This is a genomic window from Bacillus safensis (genome assembly GCF_039619585.1).
GTDB lineage: Bacteria > Bacillota > Bacilli > Bacillales > Bacillaceae > Bacillus > Bacillus safensis.
Window position 1 is genome coordinate 1641177 of record NZ_CP154909.1, and the last position, 22940, is coordinate 1664116.

Below are 22940 nucleotides of genomic sequence, written 5' to 3' on the forward strand. Positions count from 1 at the left end.
CAATGTGACGAGTCGTTGGGCGCTGATAACAGGTGCCAGTGGCGGGATTGGGCAGGCAGCAGCGAAAAAGCTTGCCCAAGTAGGCTGCCATGTGATGCTCCATTATTATAAAAATGAACAGGCAGCTGTGCGCCTCGCCGCTCATTTGGATGAGGTATATTCCATTCAAACGCATGTCGTTCAAGCAGATTTATCTAAAACGGGCGGAGCAGATGAGCTTGTCAGCCGTCTGCCGCTCTGTCCAGATATTCTTGTTTTAAATAGCGGCAGGAGCCATGTCGGATTGGTGACAGACACAGAAAAAGACGTATTAGCCAGTATGGTGCAGCTTCATGTCACAAGTCCATATGAGCTTACCCAATCCCTTTTACCCGCTATGATTCAAAAGAAAGCAGGCCATATCATTGCGGTCAGCTCGATATGGGGAGAAACGGGAGCATCGTGTGAAGTGCTGTACAGCATGGTCAAAGGTGCGCAAAATGCATTTATAAAAGGATTAGCAAAAGAGCTTGCTCCAAGTGGAATTAGAGCAAATGCTGTCTCGCCAGGTGCTGTCAAAACTGACATGATGAATCGTTTTACGCAGGAAGACATCACAATGCTGGAAGAAGAAATTCCGCTTGGCCGGCTTGCATCCCCTGAGGAGGTTGCAGATGTCATTTGGTTTCTCGCCTCAAAACAGTCAAGTTATATCACAGGTCAAATTTTATCTGTCAATGGCGGCTGGTACTGTTAAAAAACGTGTATAATTCGTCTCTCCATGACAAAAGCTATGGCTGTAATTCATCTTTTCGAATGGAGGAATCGACATGTCTGTACTTGAGAACTGGGACCATTGGAAAAACTTTTTAGGTGATCGCTTAAATCATGCGCAGGATAAAGGTTTAGAAGGTGAGACCATCAATAACCTTGCGTATGAAATTGGCGGATATCTAGCTAACGAAGTTGAGGCAAAGAACGAGCAGGAAAGAGTACTTGCTGACCTTTGGAGCGTTGCATCAGAAGATGAGCAGCGTGCCATTGCAAATATGATGGTCAAGCTGGTTGAAAATAATAGCTCGCACTAAACAAAAAGAGAGGTCGTTTGTGCCTCTCTTTTTATTTTAACCGTTTCACAACATTGTGCTTTCTAAAAATGTGAAAATGCTTTATGATAAAGGAAGGTAAAAATTTGCCACAATGAAGGGGGTAATATCATTTGGCAAAGCTCGAATGGTATTTTGAATATGAGATACAGGTAAACCGTCCCGGACTTTTAGGAGACATTTCTTCTCTAATGGGGATGCTTTCAATTAATATTGTGACAATCAATGGTGTTGATGTATCAAGACGCGGAATGCTTTTACGCTGTGACCACACAGATCAAATTAAGCGGCTTGAATCAATTTTAAATACAATGGAAACGATAAAAGTAACGAAATTAAGACAGCCGAAGCTTCGTGACCGCTTAGCTGTTCGTCATGGGAGATACATACAGCGTGATGCGGATGACAAAAAGACGTTCCGTTTTGAAAGAGACGAGCTCGGTCTTCTTGTTGATTTTATGGCTGAACTCTTTAAAAAAGAAGGACATAAATTGATTGGGATTCGCGGAATGCCGCGTGTCGGAAAAACAGAATCAATTGTGGCTTCAAGTGTTTGTGCAAGCAAGAGATGGCTGTTTGTATCATCAACTCTTTTGAAACAGACGATCCGAAGTCAGCTGATCGCAGATGAATACAGCCCAGATAACGTCTTTATTATTGATGGGATTGTGTCGACAAGAAGAGGTTCTGAGAAGCATTTGCAGCTTTTAAGGGAAATTATGAGACTGCCGGCAACGAAGGTGGTCGAGCATCCAGACATCTTTATTCAAAATTCAGAATATACAATGGATGATTTCGACTATATCATTGAATTGCGGAATAGCGCAGACGAAGAGATTACATATGAACACGCTGAAGAACCACAAGTGTTTGATCATTCTGGTTTTTCCGGCTTCGATTTTTAATATGGTAATGGTAGGTGTTTGTTTTGACTGAATTGGGAAAACGGCTCGTTGAGGCCAGAGAGGAAAAAGGGATGTCGCTGGAGGATCTGATGGCGGCTACCAAGATCCAAAAGCGCTATTTGCTAGCAATCGAACAAGGAAACTATGATATTATTCCAGGTAAATTTTACGTCAGAGCGTTTATTAAACAATATGCCGAAGCCGTTGGACTGAATCCTGAACAATTGTTCGAAGAATTTCGTAAAGATGTTCCAAGCACGTATAACGATGAAGTATCTGATAAATTATCGAATATTAAGCCGCAAAGAGAGCTGCCAAAGCCTGCCTCGAAAGTGCTTGAACTATTGCCGACAATTTTAATTATTGGAGGCATCATTGTGGTCATCGCCATCATTTATGTGATCGTGCAGGCGGTCAATCATGATAGCGGACAGAAGAATAATCAGGCGGCCCCTCAGCAATCAGAATCTAAATATGAAGTATCTGAGGATTCATCTCTTGCAAAAGATCAAAAGAAAAAAGAAAAAGCTTCGTCAGATGATAAAGAAAAATCATCTAAAAAAGATGATTCATCAAAAGACGATGAAACTGTATCTTTAAAGGCGACGAATACAGAAGGCTCGACAACAACGTATGAAGTATCAGGTGCAGACGAAATGGAGTTAAAAATTTCTGCCTCGCAAGCTTCATGGCTGCGCGTAAGAGACGAATCTGGAAAAGTGCTGAAGATGGGTGAACTAAAAGATGGCGAATCGTTTAAAACAGACCTGTCTGATCTTTCTCAGGTCGATATCCGTCTAGGCAATGCGTCTGGAATTAATATCAAGGTAAATGACGAGACACTTAAGTACGAATTAGACCCTAAGAACACCATGACACAAAACATTGTGATTGTGAATAAAGGAAAGGAAAAGTCATCTTAAGCAAGTAGATGACTTTTCTTTTGTTCCTACTATTATATACATAAAAAATTGCATTATTGGAGGATTGGATTTCATGTTTAACTTACCGAATAAAATAACCCTTTCTAGGATCGCCTTGATCCCTGTTTTTATGATCATTATGCTTGCACCGCTAGATTGGGGTGTTGCACGCTTTGGCGACGTCAGCATCGAAGTGACGCACCTTGTTGGAGCGATCTTGTTTATCGTCGCTTCAACAACTGACTGGATTGATGGATACTACGCACGTAAGCTTAATTTGGTGACGAACTTTGGTAAATTTTTAGATCCGCTTGCAGATAAATTGCTTGTTTCAGCTGCTTTAATTATACTTGTTCAATACAACCTCACACCGGCATGGATGGCGATTGTGATCATCAGCCGTGAATTTGCTGTAACTGGTCTAAGGCTTGTATTAGCCGGAGGCGGTGAAGTAGTGGCAGCGAATATGCTTGGAAAGGTGAAGACATGGGCGCAGATCATTGCGATTTCAGCACTTTTACTGCATAACCTGCCGTTTGAACTTGTGTCATTCCCGTTTGGTGATCTAGCGATGTGGGTAGCGGTGTTCTTCACTGTTGTCTCAGGCTGGGATTACTTTGCAAAAAACTGGGAAGCTTTAAAGAATTCTAACTAAAAAGGACGTGTACGCTTTGAAGTCAGAGAGAAAAGCAGAAATTATTGCAGTCGGTTCCGAACTATTGCTTGGGCAAATTACGAATACGAATGCACAATTCATCAGCAAACAACTAGCCGAAATTGGTGTGAATGTTTATTACCATACAGCAGTTGGTGACAATCCAGAGCGTTTAAAACAGGCCATTCAGGTGGCGCAGGAAAGATCTAATTTTATTATCTTCTCAGGTGGTCTTGGACCAACCAAAGATGACTTAACAAAAGAAACCATTGCGAGCTCGCTTGGGAAAGAGCTTGTACTAAATGAAGAAGCATTTGAATCGATTCAAGACTACTTTCTAAAGACCGGACGCGTTATGTCACCGAACAACCGTAAGCAGGCACTCGTTCTAGAAGGGTCTGATGTGCTCGTGAACCGTTTCGGGATGGCCCCGGGTATGTTTGTTCAAGAAGACGATACGTTTTATATGCTTCTTCCTGGACCGCCAAGTGAATTGCACCCGATGTTTGAAAACGAGGCAAAGCCGCTGATTTCTGAGAAGCTTGGCTTAAAGGAAAAGATCGTGTCTGTTGTTCTGCGCTTCTTCGGAATCGGTGAATCGCAGCTTGAAACAGACCTAGAAGATTTAATTGACGCTCAAACGAATCCGACAATTGCACCACTCGCATCTGACGGTGAAGTGACGCTAAGGCTGACTGCTAAGCATGAGGATGAAAAAGAAACAGAGCGTCTGTTAAAAGAAACAGAAGCGCAAATTTTGGCGCGGGTAGGTGAGTACTTCTACGGATATGGGGATACATCACTTGTCCGCGAAGCATCCAAAGCCTTGCACGAGCACGGAAAAACAGTAGCAGCAGCAGAAAGCCTGACTGGCGGAATGTTCTCCGAATGGCTGACAGATCTCGAAGGAGCATCATCCATTTTGAACGGAAGTGTGGTTTGTTATACAAACCAAGTCAAGCAGCAGGTACTTGGCTGCCGGGAGGAAACATTGTCTTCTCATGGTGCTGTCAGCAAAGAGTGTGCTTTAGAGCTTGCTGAAGGAGTTAGAAAGCTGACCGGAAGTGATATTGGCATTAGCTTTACGGGTGTAGCAGGGCCTGATACCCAAGAGGGTCAGCCTGTTGGAAAAGTGTTCATTGGACTATCTACGAAAGACCAGACGGACGTGTTTGAATGGATGTTTACAGGCAGCCGGTCGGGCATTCGAAAGCGTGCTGTGAAATATGGTCTGCATCACTTACTCAACTTATTAAAAGAGAGTTAATTTTGTTTTTTGTTAGGTTTACTCCTTTATAAAAGAGCGTTTTTTCTAATAGAAAATACTCTTTTCTTAAAAAATCTGCCAAGAAAAAATCGAATATGTGTTCGTTTTTTTCTTGGCAAATGACGTAAAACAAGGTATAGTATAGATAGTGGAATTGATAAAGGAGGAAACAATAGAATGAGTGATCGTCAAGCAGCCTTAGATATGGCTCTTAAACAAATAGAAAAACAGTTTGGTAAAGGCTCTATTATGAAACTAGGAGAGCAAACAGATACACGTATTTCAACAGTACCTAGTGGTTCGTTAGCACTTGATACTGCGCTTGGAATAGGCGGATATCCCCGCGGCCGTATTATCGAAGTATATGGTCCAGAGAGTTCTGGTAAAACGACAGTAGCCCTTCATGCCATTGCTGAAGTTCAGCAGCAGGGAGGACAAGCTGCATTTATTGATGCAGAGCATGCACTCGATCCAGTTTACGCTCAAAAACTAGGTGTCAACATTGATGAACTGTTACTTTCTCAGCCGGATACAGGAGAGCAAGCACTTGAAATTGCAGAAGCTCTTGTCCGAAGCGGGGCAGTTGATATTGTTGTTATTGACTCTGTAGCTGCTCTTGTACCAAAAGCAGAGATTGAAGGAGACATGGGTGATTCACACGTTGGTCTTCAAGCACGTTTGATGTCCCAAGCGCTCCGTAAACTATCAGGTGCCATCAACAAATCAAAAACAATTGCCATCTTTATCAACCAAATTCGTGAAAAAGTTGGTGTCATGTTTGGTAACCCTGAAACAACGCCTGGTGGACGTGCGCTGAAGTTCTATTCGTCTGTTCGTTTAGAAGTGCGCCGTGCTGAACAGCTGAAACAAGGCAATGACATTATGGGGAATAAAACGAGAATTAAAGTGGTCAAAAACAAAGTAGCACCTCCATTCCGTATTGCCGAAGTAGATATTATGTACGGTGAAGGGATCTCAAAAGAGGGAGAAATCATCGACCTTGGAAGCGAGCTGGATATCGTACAAAAGAGCGGTGCCTGGTATTCTTACCAAGAGGAACGTCTTGGACAAGGCCGTGAAAATGCGAAACAGTTCCTAAAAGAAAATAAAGATATCATGCTGATGATCCAGGAGCAAATTCGCGAACACTACGGTTTGGATACAAACGGAGTGAAAGCAGCTGAAGAAGAAGGACAAGAAGAATTGGAATTTAATGACTAAAAAGACTAAAAGACGCTGAAAAGCGTCTTTTTTTTACATTTACATGACAGCTGGCAGGTCAAAAGTTCTGTCTTTGCTTGAAATAACGACTTACGCCTCAGTCTGACTAGCTTGACAAGTATTTCCGACACAATTACAATGGGAATGTATCACTTGTTTTTCTTAACATGATTGATAACTAATTTAAACTTGACAAGGGCAGTGAGGATCTCATTCCCTGTGAAGGCCCTGTATGTTGAGACACAAAACAATGTACATGCCGACACTTTATTTGTAAAACCAAGTTCATAGCAAGAGGAGGTGAAAATATGTCGCCTACGATGTTTACGATCATCTCCATTTTGCTGAGCCTAATCTGTTTAGTTGTTGGCTACTTTGTTCGTAAAACCATTGCAGAAGCAAAAATATCCGGCGCAAGAAACATGGCCGAACAAATTGTTGAGGATGCAAAGCGTGATGCGGAAGCATTGAAGAAAGAAGCGCTCTTGGAAGCGAAAGATGAAATTCATTCGTTTCGTGTAGAGGCGGAGCAAGAAGTTCGTGAAAGACGAAATGAGCTTCAAAGACAAGAAAACCGTTTACTTCAAAAAGAGGAAAATCTTGATCGCAAAGACGAATCTTTAGATAAACGGGAGTCCCTGTTGGAGAAGAGAGATCATTCTCTGAATGAACGACAACAACATATTGAAGAGATGGAAAGCAAAGTGGATGATATGATTCGTTTGCAGAAAGCCGAGTTGGAACGTATTTCAAGTCTAACTCGAGATGAAGCGAAACAAATCATTCTGGATCAAGTTGAAAATGAGCTTTCCCACGACATTGCAGTCATGACGAAAGAATCTGAAAACCGAGCGAAAGAAGAGGCTGACAAAAAGGCGAAAAACATTCTTTCACTTGCGTTACAGCGTTGTGCAGCTGATCATGTGGCTGAAACAACGGTATCTGTAGTCAATCTTCCAAATGATGAGATGAAAGGTCGTATTATCGGACGTGAAGGACGAAATATCCGTACGTTAGAAACGTTAACAGGTATTGACTTGATCATAGATGATACACCTGAAGCTGTTATACTATCGGGCTTTGATCCGATTAGACGTGAAACAGCGAGGATAGCTCTGGACAAGCTAGTCCAGGATGGCCGCATTCATCCTGCACGAATTGAAGAAATGGTGGAAAAATCACGCCGTGAAGTCGATGATTATATCCGTGAGATGGGTGAACAAACGACATTCGAAGTCGGAGTTCACGGTCTGCATCCGGATCTGATCAAAATTCTCGGCCGCTTAAAATTCCGTACAAGTTATGGACAAAATGTCCTGAAGCATTCAATTGAGGTTGCACATCTTGCAGGTCTCATGGCTTCAGAGCTTGGAGAAGATGCAAAGCTTGCAAAACGAGCAGGTCTTCTGCATGACATTGGAAAAGCCATTGATCATGAAGTAGAAGGAAGCCACGTAGAAATTGGCGTTGAGCTTGCGACGAAATATAAAGAGCATCCTGTTGTCATCAACAGTATTGCCTCTCACCACGGTGACCAAGAACCGACATCTATTATCGCTGTTCTTGTTGCGGCAGCTGATGCATTATCTGCAGCACGCCCTGGTGCAAGAAGTGAGACACTTGAAAATTACATTCGGAGACTTGAGAAATTAGAAGATATCTCTGAATCTTATGAAGGTGTTGAAAAATCGTTTGCGATACAGGCTGGACGTGAAGTACGTATTATGGTGAAGCCAGATTCAATTAATGATCTTGAAGCTCACCGTCTAGCAAGGGATATTCGTAAGCGAATTGAGGACGAGCTCGATTACCCTGGTCACATTAAAGTGACAGTCATTCGAGAAACTCGCGCAGTAGAGTATGCAAAATAGAGCGGTGCGCTTAGCGCCGCTTTATTTTTTTGTGTAAATATGCAACACTGATAAGAAGATCATTCTAAAAGAGAAAGGGTTCAAAGCGCATGAAAATATTATTTGTTGGAGATATCGTCGGTTCACCTGGCAGAGACACACTGAAAGAATACTTGCCAAAGCTGAAGAAAAAATATCAGCCGCACTTTACTATTGTCAACGGAGAAAATGCTGCTCACGGGAAAGGTCTGACTGAAAAAATCTATCATGAGCTGCTGCAAGCAGGAGCTGATGTGCTTACAATGGGCAACCATACATGGGATAAAAGAGACATTTTCGATTTCATCGATGACGCAGCCAATATGGTCCGTCCTGCTAACTTCCCGGAAGGCACACCTGGAAAAGGTCTCACGTTTATTAAAAAACAAGGAAAAGAACTGGCTGTCATCAACCTGCAAGGACGTACGTTTTTACCGCCAATTGACTGCCCATTTCAAAAAATAGATGAATTAATTGCGGAAGCATCCAAACGGACACCGTTTATTTTTATTGATTTTCATGGTGAAGCCACAAGTGAAAAGCAGGCGATGGGCTGGTATACAGACGGCCGTGCATCATGTGTCGTTGGAACGCATACACATGTTCAAACAGCAGATAACCGCGTATTGCCTAAAGGAACTGCGTATATTTCAGATGTCGGGATGACAGGACCTTATGATGGCATTTTAGGTGTTGACCGAGAAACGATCATTAAACGATTCAAAACAAGTCTCCCAGTTCGTTTTGAAATTGCAGAAGGCCGCACGACGTTAAGTGCAGTGATCGTAGAAATTGACGAACAGTCGAAAAAAGCTGTCAAAATTGATCGAATTTTGATAAATGATGACCATATTTTCTTTGAATAAATGTTCACATATTTATTTCAGAAAAATATTAATCAGAAAGAAGGAATATGCGACCTCTATCGTGAATATAGTAAAAATGGTAGGTAGCCTGCTATTTTTGAAAAACATTTTGGGGATGGATTTTCAAAAAAATAGCATCATCTAACAAAGATTGTTCTAATGAACACTCACTTATCCATTGTAAATTTAAGGGGGAGCAGAAATGGAAATTTTAAAAGTTTCAGCAAAGTCAAATCCGAATTCAGTAGCAGGAGCATTAGCCGGCGTTTTACGTGAACGCGGTGCAGCGGAAATACAAGCAATCGGCGCTGGAGCACTGAATCAGGCGGTTAAGGCTGTCGCCATTGCAAGGGGATTTGTCGCGCCAAGCGGAGTGGATTTGATATGCATTCCAGCCTTTACTGACATTCTGATCGATGGAGAAGAAAGAACAGCCATCAAATTGATTGTTGAGCCACGATAATTCTAATTTTATTATTTTCAACCTGCTTACATCATGTAAGCAGGTTGTTTTTGTTTACCGCTATACATTTCTTATATAACATATTCAGTTCGTGAAATAGATAAAAATGACATATTAGAGCTTGCATTTTTTCACCATGATGATAAATTAAGATTAAGTTGAATTTACTTCATCAAAAATAAATATTTAAGTAGGTGAAATAATGTTCGAAGCTTTTTTGAAAAGAGGAAAGCTAGTTTTTATTTTATTTTTTATCGTTCTCATTGCTGGCGGCTATTTATTCGCGCAGCTTCCTAAACGAGAACTGCCAGAATTCGAGGCGAATCTCGTCACGATTTCTACCGTTTTTCCTGGTGCAGATGCAAAACAGGTGGAAAGAGATGTCACCAATAAGCTGGAATCAGCTCTATCAGATATCAATGGTGTAGAGAAAACGAGCTCGGTTTCAGCCATTGGTTTCTCAAATATTGTGATTGAAATTGAGTACCAAGCCGACTTTCAAAAGACGGCAAGTCAAATTAAGAATGAAACCACAAGTGCTGCGTCGTCTTTTCCTGATGGGGTGATGGAGCCGGAAGTAAAGGATGAATTTGGCAGCGTGCCGGTTGGTTCTTATATGATTGTGTCGAGTGAATCATCGGACTTAGCAAAGAGTCAGAAATCGCTGCGTGCATTGAAGGAAAAAGTGGAGGACATCAAAGGGGTAGACAGTGTCGTTATCAAAGGCTTCAATGACAAACAAGCGATATTAAACTTAGATTCAAACAAGCTGGAGGGTGAAGGGCTCAATGTAACTGATGTCACAAATGCCATCAATCAGGAATTTGACACATCTCCACTAGGCGATATTCGGGCAGGCAAAGAGAAGGTGAAGCTGTCCATCGATACATATGACCGCTTAGATCAGGTTAAAAAGATTGAGCTTTTTTCTAAAACGAAAAGAGAGCCGGTCACAATTAGTCAGCTTGGCAGTTTAAAAGAAGTTGAAAAACAGAAAAGTGATATTGTGTCGTATAACGGAAAGCCCGCTTATTCATTTACTGTGAATATTAAACCAGGGCTTGATATTCCTAAAATGTATGACAAAGTCAGTGATGTCATTGAGAAAGAAAAGCAGCTGCCAAATGGGGTGGAGTGGGTAGACTACTATTCACAAAAAAGTGAAGTGGATACCATTTTCAATGATTTAATAAAAGAAGCCATTGTTGCGGTCATTGCTGTCATAATTGTTACCACACTTGGACTCACGATTGGCGGGGCGTTTATCGTTTCACTAGCCATTCCGCTATCGATTACAATTGGAACGATTCCGCTGCCATTTTTACAAGTGGACCTCAATCAAATTTCGATCATCGGCTTTATTATTGCCTTAGGGATACTTGTCGATGATGCCATTGTCGTCAATGATAATATTTTAAGACAAATGAAAAAATACGAAAGTCCGCTTAAAGGAACAATTGCAGGAGTGAAAGAAGTCGCAGGATCCATTTTGACATCAACACTAGCTGTTGTATTTGCCTTCCTGCCGCTTGTTTTCCTATCAGGTGCAAACGGTTCATTTATTCGGGCATTACCGTCTGTTCTAGTTACGACTGTGCTTGCATCCATGGTGATTTCTCTGACACTTGTACCGGTCTATCAATATACTGTGAACAACCGGAAAAGAAAGAACAAAAACAGTCAAAAAGAGCCGGGATTCCTAGGGAAACCATTAAAAAGGCTGGCTGATTTCTATGCAGACCGTGTGCTGACAAACATTGTGAAGCGGCCGCTCGTTATTGGACTAAGTGGTTTGCTCGTTGCAACGCTTGCTTTTTTACTTATTTTCGTCACACCATTTGAATTTTTCCCTGCGGCGAATAAGAAAGAAGTGGTCGTCACTGTCACACTTCCAAGTGAAACAACACTAGACAAAACAAATGAAACACTAAAGAAAATAGAACAAGAGATCAAACGGCAAAAAGGCATTGAAGAAACGGCGATTTTTGCAGGCGGCGGTGTGCCGAACCTGTTTAATGAAAGTATTTCAAATGCAAGTGACCACACCGGTCAAGTTGTTGTGAGAGTAGACAATGATCAGATAACTAGTAAGGCATTGATAGATCGTATGACTGAGCCTTTGCGAGAGAAATTCAATGAGGCAGAAATCTTTATGAAAACCATTGTTCAAGGGCCGCCAGCTGGAGCACCAGTGACAGTAACGGTTGCGGGTGAATCTTTTTCAAAGCTCATTGATGTCAAAGAAACGCTGACAAATGAAATGAAAGACAAAGGGGCAAGCTTGATTACGGACGATGTCAATCAGCCGGTGAAAACGATCTCCTTTGAATTAAACCGCGAGCGAATGGCAGAGGATGGGCTCAGTGCTCAATTTGTCAGCAGACAGCTTGGTCTTGTGACAGAAGGGATTCCATTAGGTACCTTTCAACAAGGAACAAATGATATCGATTTAGTGGTGAAACAGGATACAGGCACACATCAAAATGGTTTAAAGCTAAAAGAAATGAATGTGCCTGTGAAGACAAATGAAGGCGGTATGCCTCAACTTGAGCCGCTTAGCCGATATGTAAAAGAAAAAGAAACAGAGCAGTACGAAAGCATTCCACATGAAAATGGAGTGCCGACCATTACGCTGAAGGCGTATCCCGGTGCATCAGATTCGTTTAAAGACGATATGAAAGAAGTCGTCAATCAAGTAGGAAAAAGTTCTGCAGCGAAGGATTTGACCATTTCACAAGGTGGAGAAAATGAAAATCAGACCCAGTTCTTTATTGAAATTAGCCTCTTATTTGCAGTTGTCTTGCTGCTCATTTATGTGACCATCGCATTCCAGTTCAATTCATTGATGCTTCCGCTGTTAGTTCTAGGAACGGTTTACTTAGCCGTATCAGGAGCCATTATCGGACTATTTGTTACACAAACACCATTCAGCTTTATGGCAACAATGGGAATTGTCTCATTGGCTGGTATTGTCGTCCGAAATGCGGTCGTCCTCTTCGAATTTATTGAGCAGCGGCGCAAGCAAGGGTTTGATCAACAGACAGCTGTCATTGAAGCAGGAAGAGCAAGGATGAAGCCGATTCTCTTAACAGCATTTACGGCACTTGTTGCACTAATGCCTGTTGCATTAAGTCATGATCCACTCTTTAAGCCGCTGGCAATCTGCATTGTATCAGGTGTGTTTTTCTCAACAATTCTGACATTATTCATTGTGCCAGCCCTATATGTTGCCGTTTCAAAGAAACGCTGACGAGGAAAGCAAATCTCCGATCGAAAGGAGATTTGCTTTTTTTTTTAGAAAAATATCCAAAAAAATATGTGGGGTGTTCATTTGTATTTATCTAGTGGACAGTGGTATTTACGACTAAAATAAGTCGTGTTAAAATCTGATTGGGAGAAGTTTTTTAACAAAGGGGTTGTACGTCATGTGTGGAACGATGAAAGCAATTGTTAAAAAAGAAAGCGCTTACGGAGCGGCGTTGATGGAGATGCCGATTCCAGAAATCAAAAATCATGAAGTTTTGATCCAAGTGAAAGCCACTTCGATATGCGGAACAGACGTGCATATTTATAATTGGGACGACTGGGCTAAGGGAAGAGTCAAAGCGCCCTACATTTTTGGACATGAATTTACAGGGGAAGTTGTTAAAGTGGGGAAGCAAGTCTCACGAGCAAAGGTAGGGGACTTTGTATCGGCTGAGACGCATGTTGTATGTAATCAATGTTATATGTGCTTAACAGGGCAGCAGCATTTGTGCAGTGAAACGAAAATTTTAGGGGTAGACATTGATGGCTGTTTTGCTGAATATGTCAAAGTACCTGAACAAAATGTGTGGCACAATCCAGCCCAAATGCCGGTTGAGCTTGCCTCTATACAAGAGCCGCTAGGAAATGCTGTTCATACTGTACTGCACACACCTGTTTCAGGTAAGTCAGTGGCGATTTTTGGCTGCGGACCAATCGGTTTAATGGCAATTGCTGTCGCAAAAGCCTCCGGGGCTGTTCAAGTGTTCGCTGTTGATAAAAATGAATACAGGCTCGATCTTGCCCGAAAAATGGGTGCAGATCATATTGTAGATATTGGAAAAGATGATCCAGTCGCGATGATTAAGCAGCTCACGCGGATGGAAGGGGCAGACGTGATGTGTGAGATGTCAGGTCATCCAGCTGCCATTAATCAAGCACTCGAAGCTTGTGCAAATGGAGGAAAAGTCAATATACTAAGCTTGCCAGAACGGCCAGTGACAATTGATATTACGAATCAAATTGTTTTTAGGGGATTAACCGTGCAAGGGATCACGGGGAGAAAAATGTTTGAGACGTGGCGTCAAGTATCTGAGCTGTTAAGAACGAATACCATTGATGTAAAGCCAGTTGTCACTCATACACTGCCATTTGAAGAGTTCCAAAAGGGATTTGAACTTATGCAAAGCGGTACGTGCGGAAAAGTCGTACTGATGATGCCATCATATCAAAGGGGGAAGAAATGATGAAAGAATTCACGTATTTACAAGATGAATTGGACACAATGAAGCAGCAAGGCACCCACCAAACTTTGAAAGAGATCGACTCAAAACAATCATCCACTGTTACATTAAATGAACAATCTGTCATACAACTCTCCTCAAATAACTACTTAGGCCTCACCTCGCACCCAAGGCTGATGAAAGCAGCAAAAGAGGCGATTGATGAATTCGGTGCGGGTACAGGATCTGTACGAACCATCGCCGGCACAATGACAATGCATGAACGCCTTGAAAAAAAGCTTGCTTCATTTAAAAAGACAGAAGCTGCTCTTGTGTTCCAATCAGGCTTTACGACCAACCAAGGGGTCTTATCCAGTATCCTGACAAAAGATGATATTGTCATTTCAGATGAACTGAATCATGCCTCCATTATTGATGGAATCCGATTAACCAAAGCAGATAAGAAAGTATACAGTCATTCTAATATGGAAGAGCTGGAGAAGATTTTGAAGAAATCAATGAATTACCGCGTCCGCCTCATCGTTACAGATGGTGTGTTCTCGATGGATGGAGATATCGCGCCACTTCCTGAGATCGTCAGGCTCGCAGAAGCATATGATGCATTTGTGATGGTAGACGATGCGCATGCCTCGGGCGTGCTTGGCGAGAATGGCCGCGGGACGGTCAACCATTTTAAACTCGACGGCAGAGTGCACATTCAGGTCGGGACACTTAGCAAGGCTGTCGGAGTGCTCGGCGGCTATGTGGCTGGTTCAGCGGTTTTAATTGATTATTTAAAGCATAAAGCAAGACCGTTTTTATTCAGCACCTCTCATCCGCCAGCTGTAACTAGAGCGTGTGAAGAAGCGATTGAAGTGCTGTTAGATGAACCGGAGCGAATCGATACACTTTGGGAGAACGCCGCTTATTTTAAAGAAAAGGTCATCAGCCTAGGATTTCAAGTCGCCCCAACAGAGACACCGATTATCCCAATCATGATTGGAGACGAAGCACTTACTTTTCGATTCTCAAAGGCTTTAATAGAACGAGGCGTGTTTGCCCAAGGCATCGCCTTCCCAACTGTAGCAAAAGGCAAGGCAAGAATTAGAGCCATCATCACAGCCGAGCACACAAAAGAAGAACTAGACCGGGCACTGACAATCATTGAAGAAGAAGCAAAAAAACTAAACATACTTGATTGAGAGAGCGCAGGCTCTCTTTTTTCTTTTTGTGAAAAATGGTTATGACTAATAGGCAATTTTCATAGAAGAACCGTATATGATTTATTTTCAATTCATCACAAAATAGTCTATACTGTAGGGTGGAACTTGGTTTGAAAGGAGTACAAATTCATGAATGAAGAGCAGAGAAAAGCGAGCGGACAAGTAAGTTCTTCGGACAAAAAATCCGAGAAGGACTACAGCAAATATTTTGAAGCTGTGTACATTCCGCCTTCCTTAAAAGATGCAAAAAAACGGGGTAAAGAAGAAGTCGAATACAATCAATTTCAAATTGACGAGCAGTTTCAAGGGTTAGGAAACGGCCGCAAGTTTTATATTCGCACATATGGCTGTCAAATGAATGAGCATGATACAGAAGTGATGGCTGGTATTTTTATGGCGCTTGGCTATGAACCAACAAACTCAACGGAAGATGCAAATGTTATCTTATTAAACACTTGTGCGATTCGTGAGAATGCAGAAAATAAAGTGTTTGGAGAGCTTGGACATTTAAAAGCATTAAAGCGTGAAAAGCCAGATTTAATTTTAGGTGTCTGCGGATGTATGTCACAAGAAGAATCTGTCGTGAACCGTATTTTGAAAAAACACCCATTTGTTGACTTGATTTTTGGCACGCACAACATTCACCGCCTGCCAGAGCTGTTATCTGAATGCTACCTTTCAAAAGAAATGGTCATTGAGGTTTGGTCAAAAGAAGGCGACGTGATTGAGAACCTTCCAAGAGCCCGACAAGGTAAAATCAAGGGCTGGGTGAACATTATGTACGGCTGTGATAAATTCTGTACATACTGTATCGTGCCTTACACGCGCGGCAAGGAAAGAAGCCGCCGCCCAGATGAAATTATTCAAGAGGTCAGACGTTTAGCGGCAGAAGGATATAAGGAAATTACCCTTCTTGGTCAAAACGTGAATGCATATGGAAAAGATTTTGAAGATATGGAATATGGTCTTGGCCACCTGATGGATGAGCTGCGAAAAATTGATATTCCGCGTATCCGTTTTACAACAAGCCACCCGCGTGATTTTGATGATCACTTAATTGAAGTGCTTGCCAAGGGCGGAAACCTTCTCGATCATATTCACCTGCCAGTTCAATCCGGAAGTTCTTCTGTGCTGAAACTTATGGCGAGAAAATATGACCGTGAGCGTTACCTTGATCTTGTGCGCAAAATCAAAGAAGCTATGCCGAATGCTTCATTAACAACGGACATTATTGTTGGGTTCCCAAATGAAACAGATGAGCAGTTTGAAGAAACACTTTCCCTCTATCGTGAGGTTGAGTTTGATGCTGCTTATACATTCATTTATTCTCCAAGAGAAGGAACGCCTGCAGCGAAAATGAAAGACAACGTGCCAATGCGTGTGAAAAAAGAACGTCTGCAGCGCCTAAATGCACTTGTGAATGAAATTTCTGCGAAAAAAATGAAGGAATATGAAGGGCAGATTGTCGAAGTATTAGTAGAGGGTGAAAGTAAGAACAACCCTGAGATCCTAGCCGGATATACAAGTAAAAGCAAGCTTGTGAATTTTAAAGCACCAAAAGAAGCGATTGGCAACATCGTCAAAGTGAAAATCACACAAGCCAAAACTTGGTCTCTTGACGGAGAAATGGTTGGAGAAGCTATCGAGGTGAATTAAAATGACACTTTATTCAAAGAAAGAGATTGTCGAGCGTGCAAGAGAGCTCGCTAAAATGATTTCTGAAACGGAAGAAGTTGATTTCTTCAAAAAAGCAGAAGCGCAAATCAATGAAAATACAAAAATTTCAACGATTATTAATCAAATTAAGGCGCTTCAAAAACAAGCTGTGAACTTAAAGCATTACGGCAAACATGAAGCCTTAAAACAAGTCGAAGAAAAAATCGATGCCCTGCAAGAAGAACTGGATGACATCCCAGTGATTCAAGAATTCAAAGAATCACAAATGGAAGTCAATTCCCTGCTTCAACTTGTAGCGCACACGATTTCGAATCAAGTAACAGATGAAATCATTCTTTCAACCGGCGGTGATCTCTTATTAGGAGAAACCGGTTCAAAAGTGAAAAACTCATCACCAAGTTGCTCCATTAAATGAGAAAACCCCGCAGATGCGGGGTTTTTTGTTTGTGGACTCTTATTTATTTGTAATTTGTAGTTTAGTATTTAAAATCCCTTGGCATTATAGGTTTATAACGCTTAAATGTTGCTATAAGTCATGTATAACAGAAATAGATGAGATTTCTTGCGTTCTAAAATTAAGGAAAACTAATACGGAATAGTAGAAAACCGCATAATACCTCATTAAAGGTGAGATCTTTGTGGTCACTAAAAACTCACTTCACCTTATATGTAATTTATATTTTATAGGCTGTGACATCAACAATTTGTTGATGTCACAGCCCCTTTTTTATTTTCTATGGTTACCTTATTTCTTCATAAAACACGTAATACAAACTAAAAAAAGTGGATATATTTTTTAATGATATTCTTTATTATTTTTAAATCTAATTTTAAATATAAAGAAAATCGAATGTTGATTTTTATAAATAGCCCCTCCTAAAGGGACTGTGACTTCATCATTAAACCACAACCTTCTATTCCAATCAACCTCCAAACCTCTCACTCTCCAACTTTTCCAATTTTCAAGGCAAGTTTATGGGCGACCATGCATACACTGAAACAGAAATGAATTTAATTGAACATGAAGTTCAAAATCGTGACACACTAGACGAATGCCCAGCATAAGATAAAACGATCAAGAACAAGGAGGCATGCCGGAATGTCTGAATACAGAGAAATTATTACAAAAGCGGTGGTTGCAAAAGGGAGGAAATTCACCCAAAGCACACACACCATTTCTCCATCGCAAAAACCAACCAGCATCCTAGGTGGTTGGATCATTAATCATAAGTATGATGCTGAAAAGGTCGGTAAAACCGTTGAGATCGAAGGAACATTTGATATTAACGTATGGTACTCTTACGCCGACAACACGAAAACAGAAGTCGTCACAGAGCGTGTGAAGTATGTAGACATCATTAAACTGAGATATAAAGATAAAAATTTCCTTGATGATGAGCACGAAGTAATTGCGAAAGTATTGCAGCAGCCCAATTGCTTAGAAGTGACCATTTCTCCAAATGGCAATAAAATTATCGTTCAGGCAGAGCGTGAATTCATTGCTGAGGTAGTCGGTGAAACAAAAATTGTCGTAGAGGTCGATTCAAGCTGGAAAGAAAAAGATGATCACGAGTGGGAAGAAGAAGTGGATGAGGAGTTAGAGGATATTCATCCAGAATTCCTAGCAGGTGAGACAGAAGAGTAAGGAATGACTAGGGCGCATATCCCCCTAGTTTTTTTGTGCCTGATCTAGGAGAAAAAAGGTGATTTTTTATGCTATAATTAGAGATGGTATGAATTCGAAAGTAATATAGTGAGGGATTAGAAATATGGCAAGTTATACGCCCATGATACAGCAATATTTAAAGATCAAGGCAGATTATCAAGATGCCTTTTTATTTTTTCGCCTAGGCGATTTTTATGAGATGTTTTTTGATGATGCAAAGGAAGCGGCGCAAGAACTAGAAATTACGTTAACAAGCAGAGACGGCGGCACAATTCCAATGTGCGGCGTTCCTTATCATTCTGCTTCTGCATACATAGAACAGTTGATTTCAAAAGGCTACAAGGTCGCCATTTGTGAGCAGGTGGAAGACCCTAAAACAGCAAAAGGTGTAGTCAAAAGGGAAGTCGTTCAACTGATTACACCAGGAACCGTCATGGATGGTAAAGGTTTAAGTGAAAACGAGAACAACTTTATTGCGTCTGTTACCAGCTTTCAAAATGGGTACGGTCTTGCGCTGTCTGATTTATCAACAGGTGAAAACATGGCAGCTTTCATCGATCGATTAGATGAAGTCGTATCAGAAATTTATTCTGTCGGTGCAAAAGAAATTGTGGTGTCAAAGCAGCTGGATGAGGAAACAATCAAAACCCTTAAAGAACGCTGCCAAGCAACTATTTCATACGAAGATAGTGATGAATTATTAGATGAAGCTGAACGGCTCGTTTCCCATCTAGACGAAAAGTTAAAAACGTCATTTTTAACACTTTATGCCTATTTAAGAAGAACGCAAAAAAGAAGCTTGGATCATCTTCAGAAGGTTCAAGTGTTTGAGCTTGAACAAACGATGAAAATCGATCTTTACTCAAAACGAAACCTTGAATTAACAGAAACGATTCGTTCAAAAAGCAAAAAAGGCTCTTTATTATGGCTGTTAGATGAAACAAAAACAGCGATGGGCGGCAGACTGCTCAAGCAATGGATCGACCGGCCGCTTATTCGCCTTTCGCAAATTAATGAGCGTCAGGAAATGGTGCAAATCTTGATGGATCATTTCTTTGAGCGAGAGGATCTGCGCGAACGATTAAAGCAAGTATATGATCTTGAGCGTTTAGCGGGCCGCGTGGCATTTGGCAACGTGAATGCCCGTGATCTCATCCAGCTCAAAGAATCCTTAAAACAAGTACCGGATATTAAACAACTCGTTCATTCATTACCAGAAGAAATGGCAAAATCAAGAGCGAATGAGATTGATCCTTGTGGTGATTTGCTTGATTTATTAGAAGATGCACTTCATGAAAATCCGCCGATGACGATAAAAGAAGGCAATTTGATTAAAGATGGCTACAATGCAAAATTAGATGAATACCGTGATGCCAGCCGAAACGGAAAGGACTGGATTGCACGGCTTGAACAGCAGGAAAGAGAATATACCGGCATTCGCTCCTTAAAAGTCGGGTTTAATAAAGTGTTTGGTTATTATATCGAAGTGACACGCGCAAATACACATCTGCTGGAGGAAGGGCGTTACGAAAGAAAACAAACGCTTGCCAATGCAGAGCGGTATATCACACCTGAATTAAAAGAAAAAGAAGCACTGATTCTTGAAGCAGAATCAAATATTAACGAATTGGAATATGAACTATTTACAGCTCTCAGGGAGCAAGTAAAAGGCTATATTCCTAGATTACAGCTGCTTGCAAAACAAATGAGCGAGCTTGATGCGCTTCAATGCTTTGCGACTGTCAGTGAAAAGCGCCGTTATATCCGGCCGGAATTCTCAGAGGATGACGTGGATGTCAAAGATGGCCGTCACCCTGTCGTTGAAAAAGTGCTGGATCACCAGGAATATGTACCGAATGACTGCCATATGGGAAAAGGCAGACAAACCTTACTCATCACTGGACCGAATATGTCAGGGAAAAGTACGTATATGAGACAAATGGCGCTCATCTCAATTCTTGCGCAAATTGGCTGCTTCGTTCCTGCGTCAAAGGCGACGCTTCCAATCTTCGATCAAATCTTTACACGTATTGGTGCAGCAGATGATTTGATTTCTGGTCAAAGTACTTTTATGGTAGAGATGCTCGAAGCAAAAAATGCGATGGTGCATGCAACGAAAAACAGCTTGATTTTATTTGATGAAATTGGACGCGGGACAAGCACCTATGATGGAATGGCTCTTGCGCAGGCGATCATTGAATTTGTTCATGATCATATTGGGGCCAAAACCCTATTTTCTACACATTACCATGAGCTCACTGTCCTTGAATCCCAATTAAGCGAGCTGAAAAATGTTCATGTGCGAGCTGAAGAGCATGAAGGCACGGTCGTTTTCTTACATCAAATCAAAGAAGGTGCAGCTGATAAAAGCTATGGTATTCATGTAGCGCAGCTTGCTGAATTGCCTGATGCCATCATTAATAGAGCCCAGACTATTTTAACGGAGCTTGAGAGCGGATCACATGACGTGACTCCAACCGTATCTGCGGCACCAAAAGCAGAAAAGACTGTAGAAAAACAGCAGCTTTCTTTCTTTGAAGTAGAAGAAAAACCGCAGCCGAAAGCTGCGCTAAAACAGAAGGATCAAGCGGTCATCGACGAATTAAAGTCTTACAACCTAATGGATATGACGCCGCTTGAAGCAATGACAAAGCTGTATGAATTGCAAAAGAAATTATAATGTAAGGTGAGGTGAGCAGAAATGGCAAAGATTATTCAGTTATCCGATGACCTATCCAATAAAATTGCTGCAGGTGAAGTGGTCGAGCGTCCGGCTTCTGTTGTAAAGGAGCTTGTGGAAAATGCGATCGATGCAAAAAGTACAGTCATTGAAATCGATGTAGAAGAAGCAGGTCTTTCTTCTATCAGGATTATTGATAATGGTGTTGGAATCGATGCTGAAGATTGTAAGCTCGCCTTCCAGCGCCATGCAACGAGTAAAATCAAAGACGAAAATGATCTGTTTCGTGTCAGAACCCTCGGATTCAGGGGAGAGGCGCTGCCAAGTATTGCATCCGTCTCTCACCTAGAAATGAAAACAAGTACTGGTGAAGGAGCTGGGACACACTTAGCTTTGCAAGGCGGGAAGATTATTTCAGAGAAAAAAACCTCTGGCCGCCGCGGCACCGAGATTGTGGTCACCAATTTATTTTACAATACGCCAGCCCGCCTAAAATACATGAAAACCGTTCATACGGAACTTGGCAATATATCGGATGTTGTCAATCGAATTGCGCTAGCTCATCCCGAAGTATCGATCCGTTTGCGTCATCAGGGGAAAGTTCTGCTACAGACGAATGGAAACGGAGATGTGCGTCATGTACTTGCGGCCATTTACGGGACAGCTGTGGCTAAAAAAATGCTGCCGCTTCACGTACAATCACTTGATTTTGAAGTGAAAGGATATATTTCCTTACCAGAAGTGACGAGGGCATCACGGAATTATATGTCTTCTGTTGTAAACGGCCGATATGTCAAACATTTTCCGCTCGTGAAAGCAATCCATGAAGGGTATCACACGCTGCTTCCGATTGGCCGTCATCCAATTACATTCATTGAGATGAAGATGGATCCCATTCTAGTGGACGTGAACGTTCATCCATCGAAGCTAGAGGTGAGGCTAAGTAAAGAACAGGAACTTCATGATCTGATTAAACAAGGAATTAAGGAAGTATTTCAAAAGCAGCAGCTCATTCCAAGTGCTTCAGTACCAAAAAAAGCACCAATGCCAGCTGTGAAAAATGAGCAGCAATCCTTAACCTTTGATGCGAAACAAAGGAACTCAAGCCCAGCGGAAACACCGCTAACCTATCAGCCGGAGCCGCACGAGTCGGTCGTATACGAGACAAGTCATACCGATGCATACGGAATGCCTAAACAAGAGAAGGCAGAAGCATCATCACCAGTATTTTATGAAGAAGCCTCATCTGAGCGTGTTCATTTAGAGGAATCCGCAGCTTCACTTGAATATGAAGAGACGGTACTGCATGAAGATGTGACAGAAACGATTCCTGAAAACGAACGCGTCCCTGTGATGTATCCAATTGGGCAAATGCATGGCACATATATTTTGGCTCAAAATGAACGAGGGCTTTATATCATCGACCAGCATGCGGCTCAAGAGCGAATCAAGTATGAGTATTATCGTGAGAAGGTGGGAGAGATCGAACAGGAAGTGCAAGAAATGCTCGTCCCCTTAACATTTCACTACTCTAAAAACGATATGCTGATCATTGAAGAGCATAAGGATATTTTAGCGAAAGTGGGGGTCTTCTTAGAGCCCTTTGGTTCAGGTAGCTACATCGTTCGGTCGCATCCGCAGTGGTTTCCAAAAGGTGAAGAGGCTGAACTGATCGAAGAGATTATAGAGCAAGTGCTTGATGAAAAACGTGTTGATATCAAGAAACTAAGAGAAGAAGCGGCGATTATGATGAGCTGTAAAGGCTCAATCAAAGCAAATCGTCATTTGCGTCATGATGAAATCAAAGCCTTATTAGATGAACTTCGGCAAACGAAGGACCCATTCACCTGTCCGCACGGCCGGCCGATCATCATTCATCACTCGACATATGAGATGGAGAAGATGTTTAAACGGGTGATGTGATATAAAAAAAGCGCTCTAATCAGAGCGCTTT

The 22940-nt window shown here is 41.7% G+C and carries 18 protein-coding genes; all 18 read left to right on the forward strand.

Translation table 11 applies throughout. The features are described 5' to 3' along the window. Positions 1–4: 4 nt before the first annotated feature. The 18 genes from ymfI to mutL all read left to right on the forward strand — a co-directional run bounded on the left by ymfI (position 5) and on the right by mutL (position 22909). Positions 5–736, forward strand: coding sequence for an elongation factor P 5-aminopentanone reductase (gene ymfI / locus AAYR28_RS08315; protein WP_345808968.1), 732 nt, complete (start codon positions 5–7; stop codon positions 734–736). 73 nt (positions 737–809) lie between these two features. After that, positions 810–1067 (forward strand): DUF3243 domain-containing protein, encoded by a 258-nt coding sequence (locus AAYR28_RS08320; RefSeq protein WP_041109118.1) that lies wholly within the window; start codon positions 810–812, stop codon positions 1065–1067. Between the two features lie 131 nt (positions 1068–1198). Next, positions 1199–1990 carry a DUF3388 domain-containing protein gene (locus tag AAYR28_RS08325; protein WP_003211480.1) on the forward strand — a complete coding sequence of 264 codons (792 nt, stop codon included), beginning with the start codon at positions 1199–1201 and terminating at the stop codon, positions 1988–1990. Between the two features lie 23 nt (positions 1991–2013). Continuing rightward, positions 2014–2913 carry a helix-turn-helix domain-containing protein gene (locus AAYR28_RS08330; RefSeq protein WP_120206993.1) on the forward strand — a complete coding sequence of 300 codons (900 nt, stop codon included), beginning with the start codon at positions 2014–2016 and terminating at the stop codon, positions 2911–2913. A 73-nt stretch (positions 2914–2986) separates the two neighbouring features. Further along, the gene (gene pgsA / locus AAYR28_RS08335) at positions 2987–3568 is read left to right on the forward strand and encodes a CDP-diacylglycerol--glycerol-3-phosphate 3-phosphatidyltransferase (protein ID WP_008358030.1); all 582 of its coding nucleotides are present in this window, start codon (positions 2987–2989) and stop codon (positions 3566–3568) included. A gap of 16 nt (positions 3569–3584) precedes the next feature. Then, on the forward strand, positions 3585–4835 hold the full coding sequence (locus tag AAYR28_RS08340; RefSeq protein ID WP_041117442.1) for a competence/damage-inducible protein A: 1251 nt from the start codon (positions 3585–3587) through the stop codon (positions 4833–4835). Between the two features lie 177 nt (positions 4836–5012). Continuing rightward, entirely contained in the window at positions 5013–6056 is a 1044-nt protein-coding gene (gene recA / locus AAYR28_RS08345; protein WP_034281901.1) for a recombinase RecA, read from the forward strand. Positions 6057–6364: 308 nt separating this feature from the next. Continuing rightward, complete coding sequence (gene rny, locus AAYR28_RS08350) at positions 6365–7927, forward strand: ribonuclease Y (protein ID WP_003211958.1); 1563 nt, start codon at positions 6365–6367, stop codon at positions 7925–7927. Between the two features lie 89 nt (positions 7928–8016). After that, positions 8017–8811: a TIGR00282 family metallophosphoesterase gene (locus tag AAYR28_RS08355; RefSeq protein ID WP_098676894.1), complete on the forward strand. Its 795-nt coding sequence runs from the start codon at positions 8017–8019 to the stop codon at positions 8809–8811. A gap of 202 nt (positions 8812–9013) precedes the next feature. Next, complete coding sequence (gene spoVS / locus AAYR28_RS08360; protein ID WP_003211281.1) at positions 9014–9274, forward strand: stage V sporulation protein SpoVS; 261 nt, start codon at positions 9014–9016, stop codon at positions 9272–9274. Positions 9275–9476: 202 nt separating this feature from the next. Then, positions 9477–12524, forward strand: a complete 3048-nt coding sequence (locus tag AAYR28_RS08365; protein WP_345808969.1) for an efflux RND transporter permease subunit — start codon at positions 9477–9479, stop codon at positions 12522–12524. Positions 12525–12699: 175 nt separating this feature from the next. Continuing rightward, on the forward strand, positions 12700–13764 hold the full coding sequence (tdh, locus tag AAYR28_RS08370) for an L-threonine 3-dehydrogenase (protein WP_034281903.1): 1065 nt from the start codon (positions 12700–12702) through the stop codon (positions 13762–13764). Then, positions 13764–14942 carry a glycine C-acetyltransferase gene (locus AAYR28_RS08375; protein WP_111927410.1) on the forward strand — a complete coding sequence of 393 codons (1179 nt, stop codon included), beginning with the start codon at positions 13764–13766 and terminating at the stop codon, positions 14940–14942. The genes tdh and AAYR28_RS08375 overlap by 1 nt, the downstream gene beginning before the upstream one ends. Positions 14943–15092: 150 nt before the next feature. Next, positions 15093–16619 carry a tRNA (N6-isopentenyl adenosine(37)-C2)-methylthiotransferase MiaB gene (gene miaB / locus AAYR28_RS08380; protein ID WP_024427027.1) on the forward strand — a complete coding sequence of 509 codons (1527 nt, stop codon included), beginning with the start codon at positions 15093–15095 and terminating at the stop codon, positions 16617–16619. A 1-nt stretch (position 16620) separates the two neighbouring features. Further along, on the forward strand, positions 16621–17055 hold the full coding sequence (locus AAYR28_RS08385; protein ID WP_008358013.1) for a RicAFT regulatory complex protein RicA family protein: 435 nt from the start codon (positions 16621–16623) through the stop codon (positions 17053–17055). A gap of 684 nt (positions 17056–17739) precedes the next feature. After that, positions 17740–18285, forward strand: coding sequence for an outer spore coat protein CotE (gene cotE / locus AAYR28_RS08390; protein WP_024424105.1), 546 nt, complete (start codon positions 17740–17742; stop codon positions 18283–18285). A gap of 124 nt (positions 18286–18409) precedes the next feature. Next, positions 18410–20986, forward strand: coding sequence for a DNA mismatch repair protein MutS (gene mutS, locus AAYR28_RS08395; RefSeq protein WP_224426514.1), 2577 nt, complete (start codon positions 18410–18412; stop codon positions 20984–20986). 21 nt (positions 20987–21007) lie between these two features. Then, positions 21008–22909, forward strand: a complete 1902-nt coding sequence (gene mutL / locus AAYR28_RS08400) for a DNA mismatch repair endonuclease MutL (RefSeq protein ID WP_345808970.1) — start codon at positions 21008–21010, stop codon at positions 22907–22909. Positions 22910–22940: the final 31 nt, after the last annotated feature.